This window comes from Leucobacter sp. cx-328, assembly GCF_014530035.1.
Lineage (GTDB): Bacteria > Actinomycetota > Actinomycetes > Actinomycetales > Microbacteriaceae > Leucobacter.
This window is the reverse complement of record NZ_JACVMX010000012.1, coordinates 18430-42632: the sequence shown is the minus strand read 5'-3', so window position 1 is coordinate 42632 and position 24203 is coordinate 18430. Positions and strand designations below refer to the sequence as shown.

At 61.3% G+C, this 24203-nt stretch carries 21 protein-coding genes; 10 read left to right on the top strand and 11 right to left on the bottom strand.

Going from position 1 to position 24203, the window contains the following annotated elements; genetic code table 11:
• Positions 1 to 72 precede the first annotated feature (72 nt).
• The 3 genes from ICL81_RS11720 to dut form a co-directional block, all read right to left on the bottom strand.
• Positions 73 to 819, bottom strand: coding sequence for a DUF3159 domain-containing protein (locus tag ICL81_RS11720; protein WP_188035056.1), 747 nt, complete (start codon positions 817 to 819; stop codon positions 73 to 75).
• A gap of 5 nt (positions 820 to 824) precedes the next feature.
• A complete protein-coding gene (locus ICL81_RS11715) occupies positions 825 to 1472 on the bottom strand; it encodes a DUF3710 domain-containing protein (protein WP_188035055.1) in 648 nt (215 codons plus the stop codon).
• 99 nt (positions 1473 to 1571) lie between these two features.
• Positions 1572 to 2009 carry a dUTP diphosphatase gene (dut, locus tag ICL81_RS11710; protein ID WP_188035054.1) on the bottom strand — a complete coding sequence of 146 codons (438 nt, stop codon included), beginning with the start codon at positions 2007 to 2009 and terminating at the stop codon, positions 1572 to 1574.
• Between the two features lie 101 nt (positions 2010 to 2110).
• Between dut and ICL81_RS11705 the strand changes: the two genes are divergently transcribed.
• Positions 2111 to 2557: a DUF3093 domain-containing protein gene (locus ICL81_RS11705; RefSeq protein ID WP_188035053.1), complete on the top strand. Its 447-nt coding sequence runs from the start codon at positions 2111 to 2113 to the stop codon at positions 2555 to 2557.
• Positions 2558 to 3528: 971 nt separating this feature from the next.
• On the opposite strand, the gene ICL81_RS11700 is transcribed toward ICL81_RS11705, so the two are convergent.
• On the bottom strand, positions 3529 to 3822 hold the full coding sequence (locus ICL81_RS11700) for a DUF4193 domain-containing protein (protein ID WP_188024351.1): 294 nt from the start codon (positions 3820 to 3822) through the stop codon (positions 3529 to 3531).
• Positions 3823 to 4038: 216 nt separating this feature from the next.
• On the opposite strand from ICL81_RS11700, the gene sepH reads away from it, so the two are divergent.
• Positions 4039 to 5490, top strand: coding sequence for a septation protein SepH (gene sepH, locus ICL81_RS11695; RefSeq protein ID WP_188035052.1), 1452 nt, complete (start codon positions 4039 to 4041; stop codon positions 5488 to 5490).
• A gap of 78 nt (positions 5491 to 5568) precedes the next feature.
• Here the strand turns inward: sepH and ICL81_RS11690 are convergent, their stop codons facing one another.
• Positions 5569 to 6822, bottom strand: a complete 1254-nt coding sequence (locus ICL81_RS11690) for an alkaline phosphatase family protein (protein WP_188035051.1) — start codon at positions 6820 to 6822, stop codon at positions 5569 to 5571.
• Between the two features lie 10 nt (positions 6823 to 6832).
• Between ICL81_RS11690 and ICL81_RS11685 the strand changes: the two genes are divergently transcribed.
• Positions 6833 to 9301, top strand: a complete 2469-nt coding sequence (locus ICL81_RS11685) for a DNA topoisomerase (ATP-hydrolyzing) subunit A (RefSeq protein WP_188035050.1) — start codon at positions 6833 to 6835, stop codon at positions 9299 to 9301.
• An 88-nt stretch (positions 9302 to 9389) separates the two neighbouring features.
• Here the strand turns inward: ICL81_RS11685 and ICL81_RS11680 are convergent, their stop codons facing one another.
• Positions 9390 to 10274: a hypothetical protein gene (locus tag ICL81_RS11680; RefSeq protein ID WP_188035049.1), complete on the bottom strand. Its 885-nt coding sequence runs from the start codon at positions 10272 to 10274 to the stop codon at positions 9390 to 9392.
• Between the two features lie 76 nt (positions 10275 to 10350).
• Positions 10351 to 12444 (bottom strand): DNA topoisomerase IV subunit B, encoded by a 2094-nt coding sequence (locus ICL81_RS11675; RefSeq protein WP_188035048.1) that lies wholly within the window; start codon positions 12442 to 12444, stop codon positions 10351 to 10353.
• 191 nt (positions 12445 to 12635) lie between these two features.
• Here ICL81_RS11675 and ICL81_RS11670 point away from each other — a divergent pair, with 191 nt between their 5' ends.
• Both ICL81_RS11670 and ICL81_RS11665 read left to right on the top strand, forming a co-directional pair.
• The gene (locus tag ICL81_RS11670) at positions 12636 to 12881 is read left to right on the top strand and encodes a hypothetical protein (RefSeq protein ID WP_188024345.1); all 246 of its coding nucleotides are present in this window, start codon (positions 12636 to 12638) and stop codon (positions 12879 to 12881) included.
• Positions 12878 to 13903, top strand: a complete 1026-nt coding sequence (locus ICL81_RS11665; RefSeq protein ID WP_215394798.1) for a sugar-transfer associated ATP-grasp domain-containing protein — start codon at positions 12878 to 12880, stop codon at positions 13901 to 13903. The genes ICL81_RS11670 and ICL81_RS11665 overlap by 4 nt, the downstream gene beginning before the upstream one ends.
• 432 nt (positions 13904 to 14335) lie before the next feature.
• Here the strand turns inward: ICL81_RS11665 and ICL81_RS11660 are convergent, their stop codons facing one another.
• The 3 genes from ICL81_RS11660 to ICL81_RS11650 all read right to left on the bottom strand — a co-directional run bounded on the left by ICL81_RS11660 (position 14336) and on the right by ICL81_RS11650 (position 17545).
• Entirely contained in the window at positions 14336 to 15031 is a 696-nt protein-coding gene (locus ICL81_RS11660; RefSeq protein ID WP_188035047.1) for a coenzyme F420-0:L-glutamate ligase, read from the bottom strand.
• A gap of 62 nt (positions 15032 to 15093) precedes the next feature.
• Entirely contained in the window at positions 15094 to 16467 is a 1374-nt protein-coding gene (locus tag ICL81_RS11655) for an RNA polymerase sigma factor (protein ID WP_188024342.1), read from the bottom strand.
• A gap of 58 nt (positions 16468 to 16525) precedes the next feature.
• Positions 16526 to 17545: a PAC2 family protein gene (locus tag ICL81_RS11650; RefSeq protein WP_353055522.1), complete on the bottom strand. Its 1020-nt coding sequence runs from the start codon at positions 17543 to 17545 to the stop codon at positions 16526 to 16528.
• Positions 17546 to 17724: 179 nt separating this feature from the next.
• Here ICL81_RS11650 and lpdA point away from each other — a divergent pair, with 179 nt between their 5' ends.
• Together lpdA and sucB are read left to right on the top strand one after the other, a co-directional pair.
• Positions 17725 to 19098, top strand: a complete 1374-nt coding sequence (gene lpdA / locus ICL81_RS11645) for a dihydrolipoyl dehydrogenase (protein ID WP_188035045.1) — start codon at positions 17725 to 17727, stop codon at positions 19096 to 19098.
• Positions 19099 to 19148: 50 nt separating this feature from the next.
• On the top strand, positions 19149 to 20822 hold the full coding sequence (sucB, locus tag ICL81_RS11640) for a 2-oxoglutarate dehydrogenase, E2 component, dihydrolipoamide succinyltransferase (protein ID WP_188035044.1): 1674 nt from the start codon (positions 19149 to 19151) through the stop codon (positions 20820 to 20822).
• Positions 20823 to 20938: 116 nt separating this feature from the next.
• On the opposite strand, the gene ICL81_RS11635 is transcribed toward sucB, so the two are convergent.
• Positions 20939 to 21406 (bottom strand): hypothetical protein, encoded by a 468-nt coding sequence (locus tag ICL81_RS11635; RefSeq protein WP_188035043.1) that lies wholly within the window; start codon positions 21404 to 21406, stop codon positions 20939 to 20941.
• Between the two features lie 142 nt (positions 21407 to 21548).
• On the opposite strand from ICL81_RS11635, the gene ICL81_RS11630 reads away from it, so the two are divergent.
• The 3 genes from ICL81_RS11630 to glnA are packed head-to-tail and all read left to right on the top strand — an operon-like array spanning position 21549 to position 24148.
• On the top strand, positions 21549 to 22244 hold the full coding sequence (locus ICL81_RS11630; protein WP_188035042.1) for a DUF4191 domain-containing protein: 696 nt from the start codon (positions 21549 to 21551) through the stop codon (positions 22242 to 22244).
• Positions 22245 to 22250: 6 nt separating this feature from the next.
• Positions 22251 to 22676, top strand: a complete 426-nt coding sequence (locus tag ICL81_RS11625; protein WP_353055521.1) for an RDD family protein — start codon at positions 22251 to 22253, stop codon at positions 22674 to 22676.
• A gap of 47 nt (positions 22677 to 22723) precedes the next feature.
• Entirely contained in the window at positions 22724 to 24148 is a 1425-nt protein-coding gene (gene glnA, locus ICL81_RS11620) for a type I glutamate--ammonia ligase (RefSeq protein WP_188035041.1), read from the top strand.
• The last annotated feature ends 55 nt before the right edge of the window (positions 24149 to 24203 follow it).

Sequence of the window (24203 nt, the reverse complement as noted above, 5' to 3'; positions counted from 1 at the left end):
GCGACAGAACGCGACGCGCGAGCGCCACTCCCCTGATTTTTCAAGGAAGTTCGACGCAAATTCATCTGATGATTAGTCGGCGGATCGCGACTGCTCCTCATCAGGTTTTGGCAATTTGCGCAGCACGAGCCACGTCACGACGATGCAGGCAGCGAACAACGGGATGCCCATGACGATCCGCGCAACACCGAGCATCTCGACCTGATTGGCCAGATACATCGGGAACTGCACCGCAAGTCGACCGAGGAACAGCAGCAACCAGAGCGTCGTCAGCCAGACGGCAGCGCGGCGAATGAATTTGTCCTTACGCCACCCGGTCATGTCACCGCGCAGGAAGCCAAGGATCAGGCCGATCGCCGGCCAGCCGACGATGATCGAGATCAGCAGGCCGAGTGACCACGCTGCATTGACGATGAATCCAGAAAGGAAGTAGTCAACGCCGCGGCCGGTGATGAGCGTGATCAGCACCGCAATACCAACCCCGAGGGCGCCAGAGAGCGCGGCGACGATCGTCTCGCGCTGCACCAGGCGAACAGCCACGGCAACGATTGCGAGCGCGCCGGAGGCAAGGGCAGCCGTGCGCGCTTCCTTCGTGATCGCAAAGACCACAATGAAGACAAACGCGGGAATGACCGTCTCGGCGATGCCACGCCAGCCACCGATCGTGCGCATCAAGCTTTCGGCGGTGAGCTCCTCACCGCTGGTAGCTGCTGCGACGGCGCGGCCCATCGATCCGCCCACCTGACGCGGCTGACCGGAAGTCGAGGCTTCCTCAGGCGCAGAGTGGTCGTCGCCTGGGATCTGGGCCCCGTCAGCCATGAACGTTACGCCTGCGTCTCGGTAGCGCCAGCCTGGGCGCCAGCGGGAACCTTGAGTGCGAGCATCTCCCCGGGAGGGAGCGGCTGATCACCGCGAATAACCACCGTCTCGCGGAAGAGTTCGATGAGCTGGTCATACGATTCGAGGTCCGACGCACCCTTTCCCATGATGAGCCCGCGGAGCATCCAGCGAGGGCCATCGACGCCGATAAAACGAATCTCGCGTGGCCCGTTCTGGCCAGCAACCGCGGGAGTCGTTACGAGAAGATCAGTACCAAGCGCGCCCTCGAGCTCGAGGACCTTCGCGCCCTGCTGCGTCAGTTGCGCCGCGAGTTCGGCACGAGTCTGGTGCCACAGGCCCGTGGTCTTCGGCGCAGCAAACGCCTGCAGCTGAAGCTGTGATTCTGCATAACCAAGCGTTGCGGCAACGACGCGCTTTGCGCGCTCGTCGACTTCGAGGCGCATCTGCAGCCCCTCGCGCGGTGCAACCTTAATGCCTCCGAGATCAACATACGGCCGCATTGCCGGAACCTCGGTGAAATCGAATGGTCCCGCTGTTTCGCGATCCGCAGGCGCGGACTTGCTGCGATCGATCTCGGCGGCCAGCTGGCCCTCGACAGCCTCTACGGCGCCGCTCTGTTCTGCGTCAGTCATGCGACTTCTCCTTCAATTACTTCAAAACTTTTGAGTCCGGTGAACGGTGAGCCGCAAATACAGCTGCGATCCGCGCCCGTTCATAAGTGGCGTCGTGCGTTACGCACTCACACCAGTCGATCCGAATCCCCCATCGCCGCGCGCACTCTCCGACAGCTCGGACACCGGGGTAAATACCGCCTTGGACACCGGCATGACGATGAGCTGCGCGATGCGATCGCCAGCGACGACCTCAAACGGCTTGTCCTTGTCAGTGTTCAGTAGCACGACCTTGATCTCGCCGCGGTATCCGGCGTCAATCGTGCCTGGCGAGTTCACGACAGTGATGCCGTGCTTTGCAGCTAGGCCACTTCGCGGCACCACAAATGCCGCATACCCCTCGGGCAATGCGATCGAAACGCCGGTGCCGACCATGGCGCGCTCACCGGGGCCAATGACCAGCGACTCAGAGGCGCGCATATCGGCGCCAGCATCATCATGGTGCGCATACGTAGGAGCGGAATCACCGAGCAAGGGAATAGAAACGACATCAGTCACATCGCCAGGTTAGCGGATCTGGCCGTTTATCCGCCGTAACCACTCACATATCAATAGCTGCAACTCGCCATCTCCCAGGTGCGGCAGAGGATAATGGGGCTATGGCCACCTACCGCGAACGTCTTCTGCCCGGAATCGGGATCCTCACCGCGTGCCTGCTGTTCATTCCGGCAACCGCGCTCGTGCTTACCCCAGTGAATTCCAACATCGCATGGCCAGTGGCCTTTGCCCTGTACGCAATCATCGCCATTGCCCTCGTGCTCATGAGTCCGGTGGTGCGGATCGCAGACGGCAAGCTCTACGCGGGCCGGGCCGCAATCTCACTTGCTGACCTTGGTGACATCGAGCTACTCGGCGCAGACGCACTTCGTGACGTCATCGGCCCAAAGTCTGACGCACGCAACTACCTGGTAGTGCGTGGTTGGATCCATCGCGGGGTACGCATTGAGATCGCAGACCCGGCGGACCCGACTCCGAACTGGATCATCACCAGCCGCAAGCCGGCAGCACTCGCCGAGGCATTGCAGGCTGCTCGCGTCGCTGGCTAAGGTGCCGGCTAGCGATGCCGTTGCAGCTGCAGTCACAGCTGTCGCTGTAGCTGCCGTCACAGCTTGACATTAAGCCAGGTTGCATTGTTGCAACTCACATAGCGCGCGTTCCACACAGTTGTGGGGCGCGCGCTTTTTTGTACCCAATTGGCTGATCGGGAGAGCTTTCTTGCCGATTCCGGGCCTCGAGATCTTGCACCAGGGGCATGTAACAATGAGTGATTGTAAACATGTTGAGGGGTAAGTACGTGTGTTGTTGATGCGTCATGCTCTTTGAGTGGGGGCAGGCCTACCCCGCTCCACAGTTCGGCGCTTGAAAGGGGTTTTACGCACCTGCGCTTGGCGCACTACGGTGGGGCTTTGGTGTTACTAAGAAGCGCACACCTAGTGCCCGATGAACTCACATTGCACCCACCACCCCAACAACGGATCGTGAACTCGTGGCGCTTCGCGCCGCCCCTCATTTGAAGCGGTCGCGCTGCGCGCGCCCGCCTTGATCGATACCTCAATTGGCGCGCGTGGGCACCTCATCAGCGACGCCAGAAGTGCGTGGTCCGAGCGCGACTCACAGACCACGCACCGCTCCCCCCAAGCTGCGCTTTCGGTTCCACAGCGGGGGCGACCGGCTCGGCCCGCGTCTCCCCAAAGCGGCCACCAAGGGCGCGGCACAATTGGCCGTAACGAGTGAGGCTGAGCGCCACTTCACCTTACAACCCGGGCTCGAGGGGTAATGTGCGAGGCAAACCCCTCGAGATGGGGCTGTTCTCTCGAAAAGACCTCTTTCAACCCGCAGAAACTATCGTTTTCGGGAGAATGGGCCACTCTCGCGGGGTTGAGTCAGATGCGGGGTTGAGTCAGACCTCGAAAGCTTGAGCGCAATCCGCACTACACCCCCAGAAAGCGCAAAAAGCCCCCGTTCCTGGCACGAAGCCGGGAACGGGGACCCAGTGTTTTACGCTGTGAGGCTTAGATTAGCCAGCGCATTCGGCGCAAATCCAGCCGAATTCGCCCTTTTCTGCCATCTGCGAGCGGTGACGCACAAGGAAGCAGCTGGTGCAGGTGAATTCGTCAGCCTGCTGCGGAAGCACGACAACATCGAGCTCGACGTCAGACAGGTCTGAGCCGCCGAGATCAAAACTCGGGTTATCTGCGTCTTCCGAGTCGATGGAAGATGCGCCCTTAGCCGGACCGCGTTCTTTCAGCGCCTCGATTGAATCAGTCGCTTCTTCGTCACCCTTGCGCGGGGCGTCGTAGTCGGTAGCCATGATCTCCTACGGATTTTGGTCGGAAATTACTCCTATTGAGCGGCCATAGTCTGCCTCATTAACACACCCTGACGCAAACTCAAATGAAACTTTTCGAGTCTGTTCACAGCAAGCGAACACCTCATGACACGGTTTCACACTTGCCGATATCAATACCGCGCGTGTCTATTTCGATATGGCACCCTTTGATGAAGTGTGCCGAAGGGAGCCTCTGAAATGGATGAATTGCGCGTAGTACGCAGCGAAGAGCAAGCGCTCATTGTCGCGGCGGACGACGGTACCGAATTCCGACTTGTAGTCGACGAAGTACTTCTCGCCGAAATTCGCCAGGTCACGAAGCGGGAGCGGCGTAATACCGGCGCTCGCCCGCGTGAGATCCAGTCACTCCTGCGCGCAGGCAAGAGCCGCCTCGAAGTGGCTCGTATTACCGAGCTTGATGAGCAGGACGTCGCCCGCTTTGAGGAGCCTGTGCTCGCTGAGCGGCGCTACATTCTCGATCTCGCAAAGGAGGTCGCCGTCCGTACCGACGGCGAACAGGGTGAACAGAGCGTATTTGGCGACGCCGTTGAGGCCCGCCTTACGACGCTTGGTGCCGACGAAGTTGAGTGGCGCAGCTGGAAGGTTGACGGCGGTTCTTGGCACATCGGTCTCGCGTTTGCGACGAGCGATGCGATCCGCGATGCAGTGTGGGAGTTCGACCACAAGAAGAGCACCCTTCGCCCGCTGAATCCCGACGCAACCCACCTCTCGAAGCAGGGCGATGTCGCGGCACAGCTCATCCCCAAGCTGCGCGCGGTTGATGCGCAGGCTCCCGAGCCGGTCGCGGTACCCGAGCCTGAGTTCGTCGATCACGCCGAGGGCCTCAAGGAGACTCGCGAGATAACCCCCGTGTCCCCCGCCCCTTCCGCGACATCGACCGCAACACACCCAACGGCAGTCATTACCCCGGTGATCCCGCCCGTGGCGCCCGCGTCAACCACCAATCAGACCGGTCCGCAGGACACCCCAGAGAACGATTACGAGCGTCGTCGCGAGATCGAAGACCGGGCGATGAACAAGCCTGGCCGATCCGCGCCTGAAGAGCGCATCGATATGAGCCAAACTGCCGACCTCCTCGACGCGCTCCGTCGTCGTCGTGGCGATCGCGAGCAGAGCGCGCGCGAGGCCGCCCAAAACGAGGCGGCCAACGTTGCCGAGCTCGTGAGCGAGCTGCCTACCGAGCACACGAACGAGAGCGCGGATCAGCCCGAATCACTCCCAGCTCCCCCGGTACTTCGCCCGGTTCCGCCGGCTCCCGAGGCGCCGAGCATTAGTGCTGCGTTCACGGGCCGTCCGGACCCCGCGGAGGAGCGCACCTCGCGCCCGGAACCTGTTCCGAATGACCCGTACCTCGAACTTCCCCCGCCCCTCTTTGAGGATCCCATCGGCGGGCCTGTCGAGCCAACGCCCACTCCTGCCGCTCCAAAGAAGTTGCGCCCTGCAAATATTTGGCAGTCGAAGGGCGTCACTGACGACCCCAACGCTGCAATGGGTGAGCCTGCTGCGCTGCAGAACCTATCGACAGACGAGCCTGAGAAGACCGACCGTGCGACCAAGAAGGGTCGCTCGTCGATCCCGAGCTGGGACGATATCCTCTTCGGCACCCGCAGCGAGGACGATCCCGCGTAGCGGTCAGTGAGGCCTCACAAGAAGGCGGTGAGCACTTGAGAGATCACGTGCTCACCGCCTTCTTGCGTGCACTAGCTCTTATTCGCTGGTAAACCGTGCGGCCGCAACCTTCTCAACGAGCTTCGCAAAGGAGGTTCCCGCGAGCGCGCCAGCGAGAATCAACGGAACACCGCGTTCCTCATCGGTCAGGCCACCGTGCTGACCGACCATTTCGAGCATGGCCGGATCCGCGGCGTCATCAAAGTACGCAACCTGCTTGCGCGCAATGAGCAAGACCTCGCCGAGGCGTTCGGCCACGCCTGGCGCGAGCGTCGGACCGAACATTCCGGTGGCGATGGCTTCGTCTCGCGTGAGCACGAGCGCGCGCTGACCCTCGTGCTCGCGAATGGCGCCTGCCACGGCCACGGGATCAGCCCCTTCACGCAGATACAGCGAGCGGAAGCGTGGCTCACCGCCAATCTCCGTCACTTCAGCAAGCATCTCGTCATCTCGCTGCAGAATGATGCGCTGGTGTGGTTCGATATCAACCATGCCGTGATCGGCCGTGAGCGCGACACCTACGCCCTTTGGCAAGGCGGTCAGGAAGTCATGAAGTGCGCGGTCAAGTTGCTCGAGGCGCCGCGTCCACTGGTCGCCTTGCCAGCCGTCTCGGTGCGCGGCACGGTCGAGTTCGTCGACGTACACGTAGATGAGCGCGGGCGTCTCGTCCCGCAGCAAGTTTCGCGCGGCAACGAAGCGATCCTCAATGCGATCGCCATCGATGTACTCAGCGCCAGAAAGAATCGCCTGGCTGAGTCCGCTGCCTGCGTGCGCGGCGCGACCGACCGTGTAGGTGCGAAGGCCAGCCGTTGCCGCAGCGTGGAAGAGCGGTTCGCTGAGCTGCCACGAGCGATGATCGTCGATCCCGTCCCAGTCACGCAGCGGGCTGAGGAGCCCGAGCTCCGGGTGGCGGATCCGATAGCCAATCATCCCGTGATCACCAGGCAGCGTGCCCGTCGTAAACGAGGTCAGCGCTGCACTTGTCGTCGACGGGGCGACGGTGGTGATGCGGCGCTGCGCGAGCGAGGTCAGCGTCGGCGCGTGGCCGGCGCGAGCCTTGAGATTCGAGCTGCCGAGACCGTCCACAAGCACGACGACGAGCGACTGCAGTGCGGGGGTGAGATCGGCGAGCTGCGCGGAGGCCGCCTGATCCGCGCGTGCGGCGCCGCTCGCACCGAGCGCGGTGGCCGTCATTTCGGCCGTGTCGGCCCCTCGTCCCTTGGCGAGTGCGGCAAGTCCACTTGGGAGAATTGCGGCAAGCCTCGCACCGTTGTCAGTGGCAGTCGGTAGCATGATTTCCATTATGACCGATGCCCCCGTGATCCCTGACACCGCAGGCGTGGCACACGAAGCTGCCAACGAACGGATCGAAGAAATCGACATCTCTCAGGAGATGGAAGGTTCGTTCCTGGAGTACGCCTACTCGGTGATCTATTCGCGCGCGCTCCCCGATGCGCGCGACGGCCTCAAGCCCGTCCAGCGACGCATCCTGTACATGATGACCGACATGGGGCTGCGCCCCGAAAAGGGTCACGTGAAGTCCGCGCGCGTCGTCGGCGAGGTCATGGGCAAGTTGCACCCGCACGGCGACTCGTCAATTTACGATGCGCTCGTGCGCCTGGCGCAGTCGTTCGCAATGCGTTTGCCGCTTGTTGACGGTCACGGCAACTTCGGTTCGCTCGATGACGGCCCGGCCGCATCGCGATACACCGAGGCGCGCCTCGCTGGCGCAGCACTCGCCATGACCGAGTCGCTCGATGAGGACGTCGTAGACTTCGTTCCCAACTACGACAATCAGCTCATGCAGCCCGAGGTCCTTCCTTCGGCAGTTCCGAACCTGCTCGTCAACGGTGCGGCTGGTATCGCGGTCGGTATGGCGACAAACCTTGCACCTCACAACCTCATCGAGGTGGTCGAGGGCGCCAAGCACCTGCTCTTCAACACGAAGGCGACCGTTGAAGAACTCATGGAGTTCATTCCCGGGCCCGACCTCCCCGGTGGCGGCACCATCGTCGGTCTCGACGGCATCACCGAGGCGTACCAGACCGGCCGCGGTGCGTTCCGCACCCGTGCAAAGGTTGCGATTGAGCAGCTGAGTCCCCGCCGCACCGGCCTCATCATCACCGAGTTGCCGTACCTCGTCGGCCCAGAACGCGTGATCGAGAAGATCAAGCAGGGCGTCGACGCAAAGAAGCTTTCCGGCATCACCGATGTGGTCGACCTCACTGATCGCAAGAACGGCCTGAAGCTTGTCATCACGCTGAAGACCGGCTTCTCTCCCGAGGCCGTCCTCGAGCAGCTGTACCGCTACACACCGCTCGAAGATTCGTTCAGCATCAACTCGGTCGCGCTCGTCAACGGTCAGCCACAGACGCTCGGCCTGCTCGAGATGCTTCGCGTCTTCCTCGACCACCGCGTTTCTGTCGTGACCCGCCGCAGCGAGTTCCGCCTGCGCAAGCGTCGCGATCGCTTGCACCTCGTTGAGGGCCTGCTCATTGCGATCGTCGATATTGACGAGGTCATCCAGTTGATCCGCACAAGCGACGACGTTGACGGCGCACGCAAGCGCCTGAAACAGGTCTTTGAGTTGTCAGAAGCCCAGGCCGAGTACATCCTCGAACTACGCCTGCGCCGCCTCACGAAGTTCTCGCGCGTTGAGCTCGAGACCGAGCGCGACCAGCTCAACGCAGAGATCGAAGAACTCCTCTCGATCCTCGGCAGCAAGGTACGCCTACGCAAGGTCGTCGCACAGGAAATGGACGACGCGGCAACCGCCTACGGCACCCCGCGCCGCACGATGCTCACTGGCGCCGTTGCGCGCCCGTCGCGCGCGGCCTCGTCACCTGACGCACTCCAGGTCGCTGATTCGCCCTGCACCGTCATGCTTTCGGCAACCGGTCGCGCCCTGCGCATCGACCGCGACCCCGAAGCGGAAGACCAGACTCGTCGCCCCGCACGTGCCACTAAGCACGGCGCAATCCTGTCGCAGGTCGACACGACCGTGCGCGGCGAACTCGGCGCGATCCTCGATGACGGCTCATTGCACCGGTTCTCCCCCGTTGATTTGCCACTCGTACCCGCTGCGTCCATCGCGTTCTCGGCGGGCGTACGCCTGACCGAGTACCTCGGCCTGCCGAACAAGAAGGCGAAAATCGTCGGAGTTGTTCCCCTTGAAACTGAAGAGCCGATCGGCCTCTTCACTGCCGCTGGCGTCGTCAAGCGCGTGGTACTCAACGAGCTTCCGGCAAAGCCCGACCTCGAGGTCATCACACTGAAGGCAGGTGACCGCCTCGTCATGGCCGCGCCAGCTCCTGACGGTGCCGAGTTTGCCGCGGTAGCCAACAACGCACAGCTACTCCGCTTCCCGACAACCGCGGTTCGCCCACAGGGTCGCCCTGCGGGCGGCATGGCGGGCATGAAGGTCGCAGCTGGCACAGAGATCATCTTCGCGACTGCGGTACCCGAGGGGGCCGACGCTCACGTTGTGACGATCGCTGGCAGCTCGATCGCGCTCGAGGGCACCGAGTCTTCCTCGGCCAAGATTTCTGAGTGGGCAGAGTTCCCGGCAAAGGGTCGCGCGACGGCTGGCGTACGTGCACAGCGTTTCCTCAAGTGGGAAGACCAGCTCACCGCAGCCTGGGTAGGTGTCGGTAACCCGCGCGCACTCGCAGCAGATGGCACCGCACGCGTACTTCCGACCGAGATCGGCAAGCGCGATGGATCAGGCCTGCCACTCGACGGCGCAGCGGCCTGCGTCGGCCTCGCGCCGTAAGCCTTCCAGCGAGCAAAAAGGCCGGGTGCGGATCAGTGATCCGCACCCGGCCTTTCTCGCTGCCACCAGAACGTCGCCAGACGGCCCGCTAGAAGCCGATTAGGACGACACCACCCACAACCACGAGTGCTGCAAGTATGCGCGCCACAGGGCGATCCTGGCCGAATCTGATCACACCGTACAAACTCACGAGGACAACGCTCACCTCGCGTATGGGGGCGACGAGCGAGACCGGAGCCATCGTGTTGGCGGTGAGTACCAAGATGTACGACAGCGGTGAAATGATGCCGAATCCGAGCAGCTGCTTCCAACTGCTCTTGAAGGTCTCACCGAGCTGTTTGTAGCGTTTGTCGCGCAACAACAGCAGCGAGAAGAACGGCAGTTCTGCCACCAGGAAGCCGACCATGTACGGCACCGGCGGCAACGCGAGCTCGTTCACGGAATACGCGTCCCACAGCGAATATGCCGCGATGGCGACACCGGTCAGTAAGCCATACAGTAAGCCTGGATCGATCCGCCGCCGCTTGCTTACCTGCGCAATCGCGGCCTTCGGGCGACCGATCAAGCCGATCGCGACCACGCCAGCGACAATGAGCGCGACCCCACCGAGCGCCAGTCCCGAGGGGCGCTCACCGAACAACACCAGTGCGACGATAACGGTGAGAATCGGGCCCGATCCGCGTGCCGTCGCATACACGGTCGCAAGGTCGCCGGCCGCGTACCCGCGTTGCAACACGAGCATATAGATGACATGGACGACGCCGGAGATTCCGACGCCGAGCAGGAAGTCAGTCCAACTCGCGCCGCGTAAGCCACCCGTGAGCGGAATCACACCGACCCAGATGGTCGATGCAAACACCGCTCCCCACCAGAGGAATGGCAGTCCGGACTTGCTCTTGCCTGCCGCGATGATGTTCCACGCCGCGTGGGCGACGGCAGCACCAAGTACGAGTACAAGAGCAAGTGTGGACATGCGCCCCTCCTGGCGTGCGAACCGCGACACTCGCGGTCAGTGGGAATGCCCGGCACCGAAGCGCCACGACCTCCAGTTAGGCGTCGATGCGATCGCGATCGAGACCGTCAGCGTTCTCGACGATGAACTCCTTGCGCGGAGCAACCTCGTTGCCCATGAGCAATTCGAACACGCGCGAGGCGGCTTGTGCGTCTTCTACACGGACGCGACGCAGCATGCGGTGCTCGCGGTCCATCGTGGTCTCTGCAAGCTGATCTGCATCCATCTCACCGAGGCCCTTGTAGCGCTGGATCGGCTCCTGGTACTTCTTGTTTCGGCGCTTGAGGTCAGCGAGCAATTCCTGGAGCTCGCGCTCGCTGTAGGTGTAGATCACATCGTTGGGCTTGCGGCCAGCATTCTGGACGATCACACGATGCAGCGGCGGCACAGCAGCGTAGACGCGGCCTGCCTCCACCATCGGACGCATGTAACGGAAGAACAGCGTCAGCAGCAGCGTGCGAATATGCGCGCCATCAACATCTGCATCGCTCATGAGAATAACCTTGCCGTAGCGCGCCGACGCGAGGTCGAAGTCACGGCCAGAACCGGCACCTACGACCTTGATGATCGCGCCGCACTCGGCGTTCGAGAGCATCTCGGCGAGCGAGGCTTTCTGCACATTGAGGATCTTGCCTCGGATCGGCAGCAGCGCCTGGAACTCACTGTCACGGGCGGGGCGCGCAGTACCCAGTGCGCTGTCGCCCTCGACGATGAAGAGTTCGGTGCTCTGCACGTCCTTCGAACGGCAATCGATGAGCTTCGCAGGCAGCGAGGAGCTTTCGAGCGAGCTCTTACGGCGCGCGGTGTCACGCTGCGTGCGCATCGCGATGCGCGACTTCATCTCAGACACCATCTTCTCGAGGAGAAGTGCCGTCTCAGCTTTGTCTTGCTTCTTCGTCGACTCAAAGCGCTCGGTCAGCGCGGCGTTCATTGCCTTCGAGACGATGGCGCGGATCGGGGCTGTACCCAGAACTTCCTTCGTCTGGCCCTCGAACTGTGGCTCGGGGAACCGGACGGTTACAACGGCAGTGAGACCGGTGAGGATGTCGTCTTTCTCAGGCTTATCGCTGCCGGCCTTGAGCTTGCGCGAGTTCTGTTCGATCTGCTTTCGGAAGAACTTGGTCAAGCCCTGCTCAAAACCACTCAGGTGGGTTCCACCCTTTGGCGTCGAGATGATGTTCACGAAGCTCTGGATCTCGGTGTCATAGCCGGTGCCCCAACGAAGCGCGACGTCGACCTCGCACTCACGTTCGACCTCGCGGGACACGAGATGACCCGTCTTCTCGTCCATGACGGGAACGGTCTCGGTGAATGTGGCCGTGCTGACGACGCGCCAGGTCTCGGTGACCGGCGCATCCGGCGCAAGGAAGTCTACGAACTCAGAGAGGCCACCCTCGTACTGGAAGCGATGCACAGGCGCCTCGCCAGTCTCGCTCAGCGATTCCGGTCGCTCATCAGTGATATCGAGGGCGAGGCCGGGAACGAGGAACGCAGTCTGGCGTGCGCGTGCAACGAGCGATTCGGGCTCGAAGCGCGCGGTGGGAAGGAAGATCTGCGGATCCGCCCAGTACCGCACACGGGTGCCGCTGACAGATTTCTTGACCTTGCCAACGACCCGCAGTTCAGATGCGTTCTCGTACGGCGTGAACGTGCTGTCGGGGCCTTCGCCGTCGAACACGCCAGGCTCGCCGTGTTTGAACGACATCGCCCAAGTCTTGCCATCGCGATCAATTTCGACGTCGAGGCGGGAGGACAGTGCATTCACCACCGATGCACCAACACCGTGCAGACCACCGGATGAGGCATACCCGCCGCCGCCGAATTTGCCGCCGGCGTGCAGCTTAGTGAACACGAGTTCAACGCCAGTCAGACCACTCTTCGGCTCGATATCAACCGGGATACCACGACCGTTATCGGCCACTGTGACGCTGCCGTCAGCGTGCAACGTGATACCAATCTCATCGCCGTGGCCAGCGAGTGCCTCATCGACAGAGTTGTCGATGATTTCCCAGAGGCAGTGCATGAGGCCGCGTGAATCAGTCGTACCGATGTACATACCGGGACGCTTACGTACCGCCTCGAGACCCTCGAGTACGGTCAAATGCCTCGCGGAGTAACTGGATTCAGCCACGCATAACCTCGTTTCACTTCGAACCTCATCAACTTTAGGCCACCCCTCCGACACTCGACACGATCCAGCGCGGCGATTACGATCTAGGTCCCGATTTGCTACGCGTACAGCGAAACCGAGAGCTCCCAGGGAGACGAGCCTCCGGGAAGGTGGTTGGATAGATGGGAATACACCTATTGAAGGAGGCCACCATGACGACACTTGAGCAGAACCCATCGCTCAATGCCGACGCGACCGCCACTGATTCGGCAGCGGATCGGCCCCTGAGCGCGCTCGATCGTTGCGATAGCTGTGGCGCACAGGCCTACGTCCGCGCCATTCTTGGTGGCAGTGAACTGCTGTTCTGCGGCCACCACGCAAAGCGACATGAAGAGAAGCTCCGCCCGATGGCTGAGGCTTGGCACGACGAGACCTCGCGTCTCTCAGAAACTCGGTGACCCGCACAATGGGACTCGGAGCTCGCCGCCGCCTCAACTACTTTTTTGACCGCGTAAAGGCGGTTGACCTACCCCGCCTCTGGGGTCTCGCAGGGTCGATGTCGAAGGACGCGCGAAAGCCGCGCCTCTTCATCCTTTGCGACATGATGTACAGCTCGGCGCGGTACGAGGTTGCGTTCCAGGACTACCAGGACTGGGACTTCTTCATGCTGACGCGCGCCGAGCGCAGCACCTTCATGACGCACCCGAAGTCGAATCACCTTGCTCAGAAGCTCAACCAGCCTGAGCACCGTGCACGTTTCGCAGACAAGTCGAACTTCAATCGCGAGTTCAATGACTACATCGGTCGCGAGTGGCTCGACCTGCGCGAGTCAACCCCCGAGCAGCTCGAAGAGTTCGTAACCCGCCAGGGCGCGGTCATGGCAAAGGTTCCTGACAGCCTCGGCGGCCAGGGCATCGGACGCCTCGAAGCGTCTGACATCACCGACTACCCGAAGCTGCATGCCGAGTTGCTTGCTGGCCGCCAGTTCCTTGTCGAGCAGGTCATTCCCCAGCATCCCGAGATGTCTCGCCTCTACGACCGAAGCGTCAACACGTTGCGCGTCGTGACCTATTTCGACGGCACTGACGTTCACGTGCTTGCCAGCGTACTCAAGGTTGGCAACGGCGGCGCCGTAGATAACTTCAGTCACGGCGGCATGTACACGATGCTCGATGACAACGGCAAGGCGCACTACGCTGCATTCGATGGCGAGAACCGCACCTTTGAGATCCACCCAATTTCGGGTGTCTCAATCGTTGGGTTCCAAGTACCAGACTTCGACAAGGTTCTGAAGCTCGTTGACCACCTCGCACGTATTGTGCCCGAAATTCCCTACGTTGGCTGGGACATCGCGATCTCTCCTGATCGCCCCGTCGTCATCGAAGGCAATTACAACACCGGCGTCTTCCAGTCGAAGCCGAGCGTCTCGGGCGTTCGCACTGGCCTGCTCCCCCGGTACCGCGAGGCTATCGGGTTCTAGGTTCCCGCAGGTTGCCTCGGCCGCCTAGGTTGCCTCGGCCGCCTAGGCCACCTGCGGGCTCAACCCCGCGAGAATGGCCCTTTCTCTCGAAAACCCCCGTTTCATGCGTATGAAGCGGGGGTTTTCGGCAACAACGGGTCTTTTTACAGGGTTGAGGGCTTGAAAGCTCGAGGACTCGAGGACTCGAGGACTCGACGACGTGCACCGGGCGCCGCACGCAAGTGCTCACGCCTTCAAGATCGACGCTCTCCCCCGAGAACGGCCGTTTCACACGGATGAAACGACCGTTCTCGGCAACAGCTCCCCTTTTCGCGAGGCTGGATGCGCCGTGACACTCTGCACGCAAAAGCCCCCGTTTCACACGTATGAAACGGGGGCTTTTAGCAACAGCTCCCCCGTTCGAGGGGTGCGGCTACTAGCCGATCGTTCAGCTTATGCTTCGCGAATGATGCCCATCGGGGTGCTCTGCGTACCCTGGCCGAGCGGGTTGTCGCCAAGGATCTTGGCAACGAGCAGCTCGTGCTCGGGGGTCGAGTTCGAACCGAGGATATTGCCGCCAAAGTCGTTGATGTCAGCAATCATGACGGTGATGTTCTTACCGAGCTCACGCTGTACCGAACGCGCTGCGTTGTCGGGGTCAAGCGGAACCAGCACGACACGGTTGTCATACGGCGGGATGGTGCCGTTCGTCGGACCATCGATGCCACGTGCCTTCGAGCCAGCAATGCGGTAGAAGTCACCCTTGCGACCGAACGCCTTGGTGATCGCTGCCACGACAGCTGCAAACACAATGCGCGGGGTACCGCACTCGCGAAGCGCCATCTCCATGGTCTCGGGCATGCCGAGGCCAATTCCATAAGCGGTCTTCGTTACGTACTTCGACAGGAACGTCGCCAGCTTCCGCGGCTTGATGTCGTCGAGCTTGTACGAACGACCCTGCATGATCGCAACGATCTTCTCGGTGATGAAGAGGGTGTCCCCATCTTCAACAACGTCCTGAGCGTACTGCTTCACCACCGGAAGAAGCTGGTCATCAGGCATGATGACGTGCGTCTTGATGGGGATGCGCAGGTACTCAGTTCCACCGACAGTCGTCGTGAGCTGCTTGCCTTCATTCGGCTGGATCATAAAAGGTTTCTCGTTTCGCGTAGTGAGATCGCGGCGTTGCGGTCAGCGTCGATGTTGTCGATTTACTCGAGGTAGTCGCGCAGCTGCTGGCTACGCGACGGGTGACGAAGCTTCGCCATCGTCTTCGACTCAATCTGGCGAATACGCTCACGGGTCACACCGAAGGTGTCACCGATCTGGTCGAGCGTCTTCGGCATACCGTCGCCGAGACCGAAGCGCATCTTGATGACGCCTGCCTCGCGCTCCGAGAGCGAGTCAAGGAGCTGCTCAAGCTGCTGCTGCAGCATCGTGTAGCCAACAGCGTCAGCGGGAACAACTGCCTCGGTGTCCTCAATGAGGTCACCGAATTCACTGTCGCCGTCTTCACCAAGCGGCGTGTGGAGCGAAATCGGCTCACGGCCATACTTCTGCACCTCGATGACCTTTTCAGTGGTCATATCGAGCTCGCGGCTCAACTCTTCAGGAGTTGGTTCGCGACCGAGGTCCTGGAGCATCTGACGCTGCACACGTGCAAGCTTGTTGATGACCTCAACCATGTGCACCGGGATACGAATCGTACGTGCCTGGTCCGCCATTGCACGGGTGATCGCCTGGCGGATCCACCAAGTTGCATAGGTCGAGAATTTGAAGCCCTTGGTGTAGTCGAACTTCTCGACCGCACGAATCAGACCCAGGTTGCCTTCCTGAATAAGGTCAAGGAACTGCATACCGCGGCCGGTGTAACGCTTTGCGAGCGAAACAACGAGACGAAGGTTAGCGCCGAGCAGGTGGCTCTTTGCGCGCTGGCCATCGCGAGCAACCCACTTGAGCTCACGGGTGAGCTTCTTGGGCAGGTTGGGCTCGGTAGCGAGCTTCTCCTCAGCAAACAGGCCAGCCTCGATACGCATTGCGAGCTCGACCTCTTCGGCCGCGTTCAGCAGTGCAACCTTGCCGATCTGCTTGAGGTAGTCCTTCACGGGGTCAGCGGTAGCGCCAGGAATCGCGGTCGTGACCGCAGGGACGTCCTCTTCGTCGCCAGCCTTGAGCACAATCGCGCCAGTGGGCAGCGGCTCGATGGTGACCGGCTTGGTCTGGGTGTCCTCTTCGGGGACGTCTGGCGTCGCCTCAGCCTCGGCAACCATTGCGTCTACTTCATTCACCTTGCGGCGACGCACTGGCTTCTTAGCTGCAGGAGCCGTTTCGTCAGCGGCAGCAGCCTTCGTCGCGGTAGCCTTCTTGGCTGCCGGCGCCTTCTTAGCCGCGGTCGTGGTCTTCTTCGCGGCAGCGGTCTTCTTAGCCGCTGCCGTGGAGGTCGAGTTCACCTTGTCGGTCGTCTCAGCGCTCTCAGTAGGGTCAGTGCCCTTCGTGGATGCAGTTGCCACGCAACCCGCCTCTCTCGATGTCGTCTGAGGTCTGCACGTTCTCAATGAGAATGTGCATACAGTTCGAAAACCCATGTCAAGTCCGTGAGCCAATTTCTTGGTCGCGAATCAATGAATGGGTATACGCGTCCTATTATTGCACGTCCCCGGGCGACCCGTCGCCACTGGGTGATTCTGGTGGGTTGTGACCCAGATTCCAGTTTTCCCCCGGCTCGTCATCGGGTCCAGGAATCTGTCCGGCAAGGAACTGTTCGAGTTCACTCGCAAGCTGATCCGCCGTGGGCAGGCCGTCGATATCGTCGCCGGTCACTTCCTCGCCATCAATACTGACTAAGTCAGCGTCTTTCTCAGCGTCACGTACGTACTGGTCGTAACGCTCTTCAAGGTTCTGCACCATCGAAACAGACTCGTCATTTTCGCCGATCTGTTCGTCAACGCGCGTGCGGAACTTCTGAGCTTGTTCGCGTGGCGCCTCCGTGGAGAAGAGTTTTCCCGTCGCTGCCATGAGGTAATCAAGCGCGCCAACGAGTCCGGCCGGGTATTCATTCCCCGCCAAATAGTGAGGAATCAGCAATGTGATTCCCGCCACGCTCTCCCCCATGCCAAAGAGTCGATATTCAAGCAGGTGGACTGCAGTTGCCGCGATGCGGGAAGTTGGCTGCCAAATCGAGTGCTCCTCTATGAGGTCTTCTCTCGATCCGCTGATGGTTGCGCGCAAGTCACGCGTGTGCGGAACCGGCATCGGCAACGCATGCACCCACGCGGTCGTAGAAACTTCAAACTCATCAACAAGGAACAGCATGGTGTCAACCCAGCGCTCCCAACGGAAGTCAGGCTCAAACCCACTCAGAAGCAAGAACGGCTCACCAAGGGCATCGCTCGCGAGACTCAGCGTGAGTGTTTCGGGCTGATAGTCCTCGAAGTGGTCCTTGTTGAAGGTGATTATCGGCCGACGCGCACGGTAGTCAAGAAGCACATCGGTATCGAAGCGGATCACCTCACGGGGCGAACTGTGTTCGTCGAAGTACTCACCTAGTTGACTCACCACACCACCGGCATCGCTCACGCCGGAAAGGACGACAACCATGGGCAGGCCGCGGGGAACGTCCGCGCGCAGCTGCGCGTTGTCCTCAGAAATTACAGACTCGCTCACAGTCCTCATTCTACGGAGGCTTGCCTCAGAACGACCGAGCATCCGCCACCGGCGAACACCCTGCAATCAATCTCCTCCCCGAAGGCACTGCGAGTAGTAGGCTGAGAGGGTGCGCGCTTACCCGGCGCAATCGATACACGAAGATGTAGTACACGAACGCTTTTATAAGGAGTGCCCACGTGACCGAACAGCAATTTGACGTCGTCGTTCTCGGCGGTGGCAGCGCAGGATACGCAACCGCGATCCGCGCACGACAGCTGGGCATGACCGCAGCGGTCATTGAGAAGGACAAGCTTGGTGGCACGTGCCTCCATCGTGGCTGCGTGCCAACGAAGGCTCTCCTCCACTCGGCTGAGATTGCTGATGTGGCTCGCGAAGGCGCGGCATACGGCGTCATTTCGAACGTTGCTGGCATCGATATGGCCGGCGTGAACGCATTCCGCACCAATCTTGTGGCAGGTAAGCACAAGGGCCTGCAGGGTCTCCTCAAGGCAAACGGCGTGACCGTTATTGCCGGCGAGGGGCGCCTGGTTGCGGCGAACACCGTACAGGTGGGCGCGGATCAGATCATCGGCAAGCACGTTGTTCTCGCCACTGGCTCGTACTCGCGTTCACTCCCCGGCCTGGAAATCGGCGGCCGTGTGATCACCAGCGAGCACGCGCTCGAACTCGCCGAGGTCCCCAAGAAGGTCATCGTTCTCGGCGGCGGCGTCATCGGCGTTGAGTTCGCAAGCGTCTGGCGCTCGTTCGGTGCAGAGGTCACCATCATCGAGGGCCTCCCTCGCCTTGCTCCCAACGAGGAGGAGTCGGTATCGAAGCAGCTCGAGCGCGCATTCCGCAAACGCGGTATCGATTTCAAGACCGGCATTCGCTTCCAGTCGGTAACGCAGGACGCTTCGAGCGTCACCGTCACCCTCGAAGACGGCTCGGCAATCTCGGCTGACTACCTACTCGTCGCAGTGGGCCGCGGCCCGGCAACCGCAGGTCTTGGCTTCGAAGAGGTTGGCGTTGCGATGGACCGTGGCTTTGTCCTCACTAACGAGCGCCTCGCGACCAACGTCCCCGGCGTCTACGCAGTTGGCGACATCGTTCCAGGCTTGCAGCTCGCACACCGCGGCTACCAGCAGGGCATCTTCGTTGCAGAAGAAATCGCTGGTTTGAACCCTGTCATCGTTGAAGATGTCAATATCCCGAAGGTCACCTACTGCGACCCCGAGATCGCATCGGTCGGTCTCACCGAAGCAGCAGCGAAAGAAAAGTACGGTGCCGACAAGGTCACCAGCTACGAGTACAACCTTGCGGGCAACGCGAAGAGCTCGATCCTTGGTACTGCCGGCTCGGTCAAGGCAGTCCGTGTCGTTGACGGCCCCGTCGTTGGCGTGCACATGATAGGCGCTCGTGTCGGCGAACTCGTTGGCGAGGCACAGCTCATCGTGAACTGGGAGGCATACCCCGAGGACGTCGCTCCCTTCGTTCACGGTCACCCGACTCAGAACGAGACCATCGGCGAAACCATGCTGAAGCTCGCTGGCAAGCCCCTGCACGCAATCTAAGCGTCGCACCACAAACTTTTACGAAGCATTTTTAGAAACGGAGAATCACGATGAGTGAATCGGTAGTCCTCCCCGCACTGGGCGAGAGTGTCACCGAGGGTACTGTTACCCGTTGGCTCAAGAACGTTGGCGACACTGTTGCAGTTGATGAGCCTTTGCTCGAGGTTTCGACCGACAAGGTCGACACCGAGATTCCTTCGCCCGTCGCTGGCGTAATCGAGGAGATCCTCGTACAGGAAGATGAGACCGCAGAGGTTGGCGCCGTGCTCGTACGCATTGGTGACGGCAGTGGCGCGGCTGCGCCTGCAGCTCCCGCACCGGCCGCAGCAGCACCGGCGGCAGCCCCCGCCCCCGCAGCTCCTGCAACAGCAGCCCCCGCCCCCGCGGCTGCAGCTCCCGCAGCAGCGAGCGCAGATGCACAGGACATCGTGCTCCCCTCGCTCGGCGAGAGCATCACTGAGGGCACTGTCACTCGCTGGCTGAAGGCTGTTGGTGAGACCGTTGCAGTTGATGAGCCACTTCTGGAGGTGTCGACTGACAAGGTCGACACCGAGGTCCCCTCGCCCGTTGCTGGCGTACTCCAGGCAATCCTCGTGGAAGAGGATGAGACCGTTGAGGTTGGCGCAGTGCTCGCACGCGTCGGCAGTGGCGCGCCCGCTCCTGCAGCAGCACCTGCGGCACCCGTAGCAGCGCCTGCTGCACCTGCTGCCGCCGCTCCCGCAGCAGCACCCGCTCCCGCAGTTGCACCCGCGGCCGCAGTCGCACCCGCACCTGCAGCAGCACCTGCACCGGCAGCAGCGGCACCCGCATCGAACCCGAACTACGTAACGCCGATCGTGCGCAAGCTCGCATCTGAGCTCAACGTAAGCCTCGAGCAGGTTACTGGCACTGGCGTTGGCGGCCGCATCCGCAAGGAAGACGTCATCGCTGCCGCGCCCAAGCCCGCTGCAGATACGACTCCTGCAGCAGCTGCCCCCGCCGCGGCACCCGCAGTTCACGAGGTTTCGGAACTTCGCGGCACCCGCCAGAAGATGACCCGCCTCCGTAAGGTGATCGCAGAGCGCGCCGTAGCTTCGCTGCAGGCAACCGCTCAGCTCACCACCATGGTCGAGGTTGACGTGACTCGCGTCGCTCAGCTCCGCCAGGCCAAGAAGGATGAATTCCTGCAGAAGACGGGCAACAAGCTCTCCTTCATGCCGTTCTTCGCCATTGCAGCAGCAGAGGCCCTCCAGACCTTCCCGATCATCAACTCGACCGTTGAAGAGAACGAGATTGTCTACCCCTCGACAGAGAACATTGCGATCGCAGTTGACACCGAGCGTGGTCTCCTGACTCCCGTCCTCCGTGACGCAGGTTCGAAGAACATCTCGGCAATTGCCGCTGATATCGCTGACCTTGCTGCGCGCACCCGCGACAACAAGCTCACCCCGGACGAGCTCAGCGGTGGCACCTTCACCCTGACGAACACCGGTTCGCGCGGCGCACTCTTCGACACCCCGCTCGTCTTCCTCCCCCAGTCGGCCATCCTTGGCACCGGTGCGGTTGTGAAGAAGCCCGGCGTTGTATCGACTCCCGAGGGCGATGCAATCGCGATCCGCTCGATGGTGTACCTCGCACTCTCGTACGATCACCGCACCATCGACGGCGCAGATGCCGCACGCTTCCTCAGCCAGATGAAGCAGCGCCTCGAGGCAGGTAACTTCGAGAACGACCTCGGTATCTAATACCCCCCGTTCTCTCACGTGAGCCCCCTGGAACCCCAGGGGGCTCACGTGTTTTCTCGGGAGACTATGTGCCGCGTGCCTCCTCCCTGCACATGCGGCACGCATACACTCACCCCTTACCAAGTGAGTCGTGAGCACACCTCGTGCGACAGCAACTCAAACAGCCCACAACCGTGCGGCACTCCCCCAGAATCAGCAAGCTCGGAGACGCACACACGCACGCCCTCAAGCAGGAATTCAGTGACGTCGCACTCGTCGTGGATCGCGAGGAACCGTTCAAGTTCTGCAAGCGACACTCCGATAGCCTCACATCCAAGGTCATGCCCCGACCGAATGTGAGCAACACTCATCTGGGTGATCCGCGCCCATCTCCACCAGCCACGCATGCCGGCTGAGGAGTTGTGCTGTAGCAACCGCGTTCCCTCGGCTGCTGCACCCTCGCGCCGGCTCCGCACACTAAACCGCAGCTCGAGACGCGCACCAAGACACTGGTCGCGCTCTGCCGCCGCTGCCGCGAGCCGAAACACCTCGAGAATCAGCCCCGCGTGCCACGCTGCGGCCCCCTCACGCGACTCACCAGCCATGATGCTCTCCCTTCACGAAAGTGCCCAGTTTCGCGAAATTCAAGTCACTTGGCAACGAGTAAAAACCACCCCTGTGGAAAGAACCGACGGCTCGTAGCGAACGTGTCAAATCCGTGCACGAATACGCGGTACTCTAGAAGGTATGGCAAAGGAAAAGCAGCAGAAGGCACCGGGCCGCATCAAGCAAATGGTGCAGGTTTACCAGAACACACGCGTGCATGATCGGGCACTGACGCCCCTCATGATCGTGTCGTTCGTTGGCCCGATCCTCGCAGGCGTGCTTGTCGCACTCCTCCTGCACTCGAACTGGATCGGTTGGATCCTCTGGTGCGTCACCGGCGCGCTCGTTGGTCTACTCGTCGCGATGATCGTGCTCGGTCGCCGTGCAGAAGCAATGGCATACAGCCAGATCGAGGGCCGCGCAGGTGCGGTCGGCGCAATCGTCCAGAGCGCACTTCGTCGCAGCTGGCGCGGTTCTGAGGTGCCCGTCGCTATCAACCGCCAGCAGGACGCGGTCTACCGCGTTGTTGGCCGCGGTGGCGTCGTGCTCATTTCTGAAGGCTCGCTGCAGCGCACCCGCCGCATGGCTCAGGAAGAAGAGCGCAAGATCAAGCGCGCACTCATGAACGTTGAGGTTGTACACCTCTACGTTGGCCCCGATGAGGGTGGCATCCCCCTCGCAAAGCTCTCAAAGACACTCACTAAGCTGAAGCCGAAGCTGAACCGTAACGAGGTCCAGGCAGTCTTCAACCGTCTCTCCTCGCTTCAGGCGTCGCCGGTTGGCATCCCCAAGGGCATGGACCCGAACCGTATTCGTTCCGCAGGCCGTCCCCGCTAAATCGTCGTGGCACAGCAGCAGAAGTTCGGCGACCTCGCACCCAGCACGTGGCCAGGTGAACGGCTCGGTCTTCCCGAGTCGGGCCCCAGGTCAGTTGGGCGCGTAGGTCGCCGTTTGCTTGCAATCTGTATTGACTGGGTGCTCGCAGCAATCCCCGCCTACCTGCTCATCGGTGGCGAGCTAGCAAGCGTATGGAACCTCGTGTTCTTCGCCCTCATCCAGATTGTTTTCATTCCCACAATCGGCGGATCCATCGGCCATCGCCTCACCGGCATGCGCTTGGTTTCGCTCAATGGGACCTGGGTCGGACCGTGGCGCCCCATCGTGCGCACGCTCCTGCTCGTCCTCGTGATTCCCGTCTTGGTTTGGGACTCAGACCAGCGCGGATTCCACGACAAAATCGCGGGCACGGTACTCATCCGCACCGCGTAACTGTAAGCTAGTACCGACGCGTACGTCTTCAGATGCTAAGGAACCACATGTTCAAAACGCCCCAAGAAGTCATCGATTACATTCAGGAAACGGACGTCAAGTTCCTCGACATTCGTTTCACAGATCTCCCGGGCGTGCAGCAGCACTTCAACATCCCCGGCGCAGCTGTTGATGAAGACTTCTTCGAAGTTGGACAGATGTTTGACGGATCGTCGATTCGCGGGTTCGTAAGCATTGCAGAGAGCGACCTGCAGCTGATTCCCGATGTCACCACCTGCTACATCGACCAGTTCCGTGCCGAGCGCACCCTCATCATCCTCTGCGACATTTTCAACCCCCGCACGGGCGAGATCTTCTCGAAGGATCCCCGCCAGGTTGCAAAGAAGGCCGAGCGCTTCCTCGCTTCGACCGGCATTGCAGACACCGCGTTCTTCGCTCCCGAAGCTGAGTTCTACATCCTCGATTCGGTTCGTTACGAAACGAAGCCCAACCGCACGTTCTACGAAATTGACTCGGAAGAGGCGTACTGGAACTCGGCAGCAAAGGTCGAAGGCGGCAACCTCGGAAACACGACCCGACTCAAGGGCGGCTACTTCCCCGTTTCGCCCGTCGACAAGCAGGCTGACCTGCGTGACGACATCTCGGTTCGCCTCATTGAGGCTGGCCTGAAGCTTGAGCGCGCACACCACGAGGTTGGTGCTCCCGGCCAGGCAGAGATCAACTACCGCTTCGATACGATGGTGAACTCGGCAGATGATCTGCTCAAGTTCAAGTACATCGTGAAGAACACAGCAGAGCTCTGGGGCAAGACCGCAACCTTCATGCCGAAGCCCGTCTTCGGCGATGCAGGCTCGGGCATGCACACCCACATGTCACTTTGGAAGGACGGCGAGCCGCTGTTCTTCGACGAAGAAGGCTACGCTGGCCTCTCCGATATCGCTCGTTGGTACATTGGCGGCATCCTGCACCACGCACCGTCGCTCCTCGCGTTCACGAACCCGACTATCAACAGCTACCGCCGTCTGGTGAAGGGCTACGAAGCTCCGATCAACCTTGCGTACTCGGCAGGTAACCGTTCGGCAGCGGTTCGTATCCCGCTCACCGGTTCGAACCCGAAGGCAAAGCGCATCGAGTTCCGCGCACCTGACGCATCGGGTAACCCCTACCTCGCGTTCGCGGCTCAGCTCATGGCTGGTATCGACGGTATCCGCAACCGCATTGAGCCGATCGCTCCGATCGACAAGGATCTCTACGAGCTGCCCCCTGAGGAAGCTCAGAACATCCCCCAGGTACCGCAGAACCTTGAGGCTGCGCTCAGTGCACTCGAGGCAGACAACGCGTACCTCCTCGAGGGTGGCGTGTTCACCGAAGAGCTCATCAAGACTTGGATCGATCTCAAGCGCGAGACCGAGATCGTCCCGATGACCCTCCGCCCCCACCCCTACGAGTTCGAGATGTACTTCGGCTGCTAAGTAGGTAGTAACGAGAAAGCCTCGCGGTTCACGTCACTGTGAACCGCGAGGCTTT

Bases quoted from the DNA above. Each gene is read 5' to 3' on its own strand.
- ICL81_RS11720 (WP_188035056.1), bottom strand. From the start codon at position 819: ATGGCTGACGGGGCCCAGATCCCAGGCGACGACCACTCTGCGCCTGAG.
- ICL81_RS11715 (WP_188035055.1), bottom strand. From the start codon at position 1,472: ATGACTGACGCAGAACAGAGCGGCGCCGTAGAGGCTGTCGAGGGCCAG.
- ICL81_RS11705 (WP_188035053.1), top strand. From the start codon at position 2,111: ATGGCCACCTACCGCGAACGTCTTCTGCCCGGAATCGGGATCCTCACC.
- ICL81_RS11700 (WP_188024351.1), bottom strand. From the start codon at position 3,822: ATGGCTACCGACTACGACGCCCCGCGCAAGGGTGACGAAGAAGCGACT.
- sepH (WP_188035052.1), top strand. From the start codon at position 4,039: ATGGATGAATTGCGCGTAGTACGCAGCGAAGAGCAAGCGCTCATTGTC.
- ICL81_RS11690 (WP_188035051.1), bottom strand. From the start codon at position 6,822: ATGCTACCGACTGCCACTGACAACGGTGCGAGGCTTGCCGCAATTCTC.
- ICL81_RS11685 (WP_188035050.1), top strand. From the start codon at position 6,833: ATGACCGATGCCCCCGTGATCCCTGACACCGCAGGCGTGGCACACGAA.
- ICL81_RS11680 (WP_188035049.1), bottom strand. From the start codon at position 10,274: ATGTCCACACTTGCTCTTGTACTCGTACTTGGTGCTGCCGTCGCCCAC.
- ICL81_RS11670 (WP_188024345.1), top strand. From the start codon at position 12,636: ATGACGACACTTGAGCAGAACCCATCGCTCAATGCCGACGCGACCGCC.
- ICL81_RS11660 (WP_188035047.1), bottom strand. From the start codon at position 15,031: ATGATCCAGCCGAATGAAGGCAAGCAGCTCACGACGACTGTCGGTGGA.
- ICL81_RS11655 (WP_188024342.1), bottom strand. From the start codon at position 16,467: ATGGGTTTTCGAACTGTATGCACATTCTCATTGAGAACGTGCAGACCT.
- sucB (WP_188035044.1), top strand. From the start codon at position 19,149: ATGAGTGAATCGGTAGTCCTCCCCGCACTGGGCGAGAGTGTCACCGAG.
- ICL81_RS11635 (WP_188035043.1), bottom strand. From the start codon at position 21,406: ATGGCTGGTGAGTCGCGTGAGGGGGCCGCAGCGTGGCACGCGGGGCTG.
- ICL81_RS11630 (WP_188035042.1), top strand. From the start codon at position 21,549: ATGGCAAAGGAAAAGCAGCAGAAGGCACCGGGCCGCATCAAGCAAATG.
- glnA (WP_188035041.1), top strand. From the start codon at position 22,724: ATGTTCAAAACGCCCCAAGAAGTCATCGATTACATTCAGGAAACGGAC.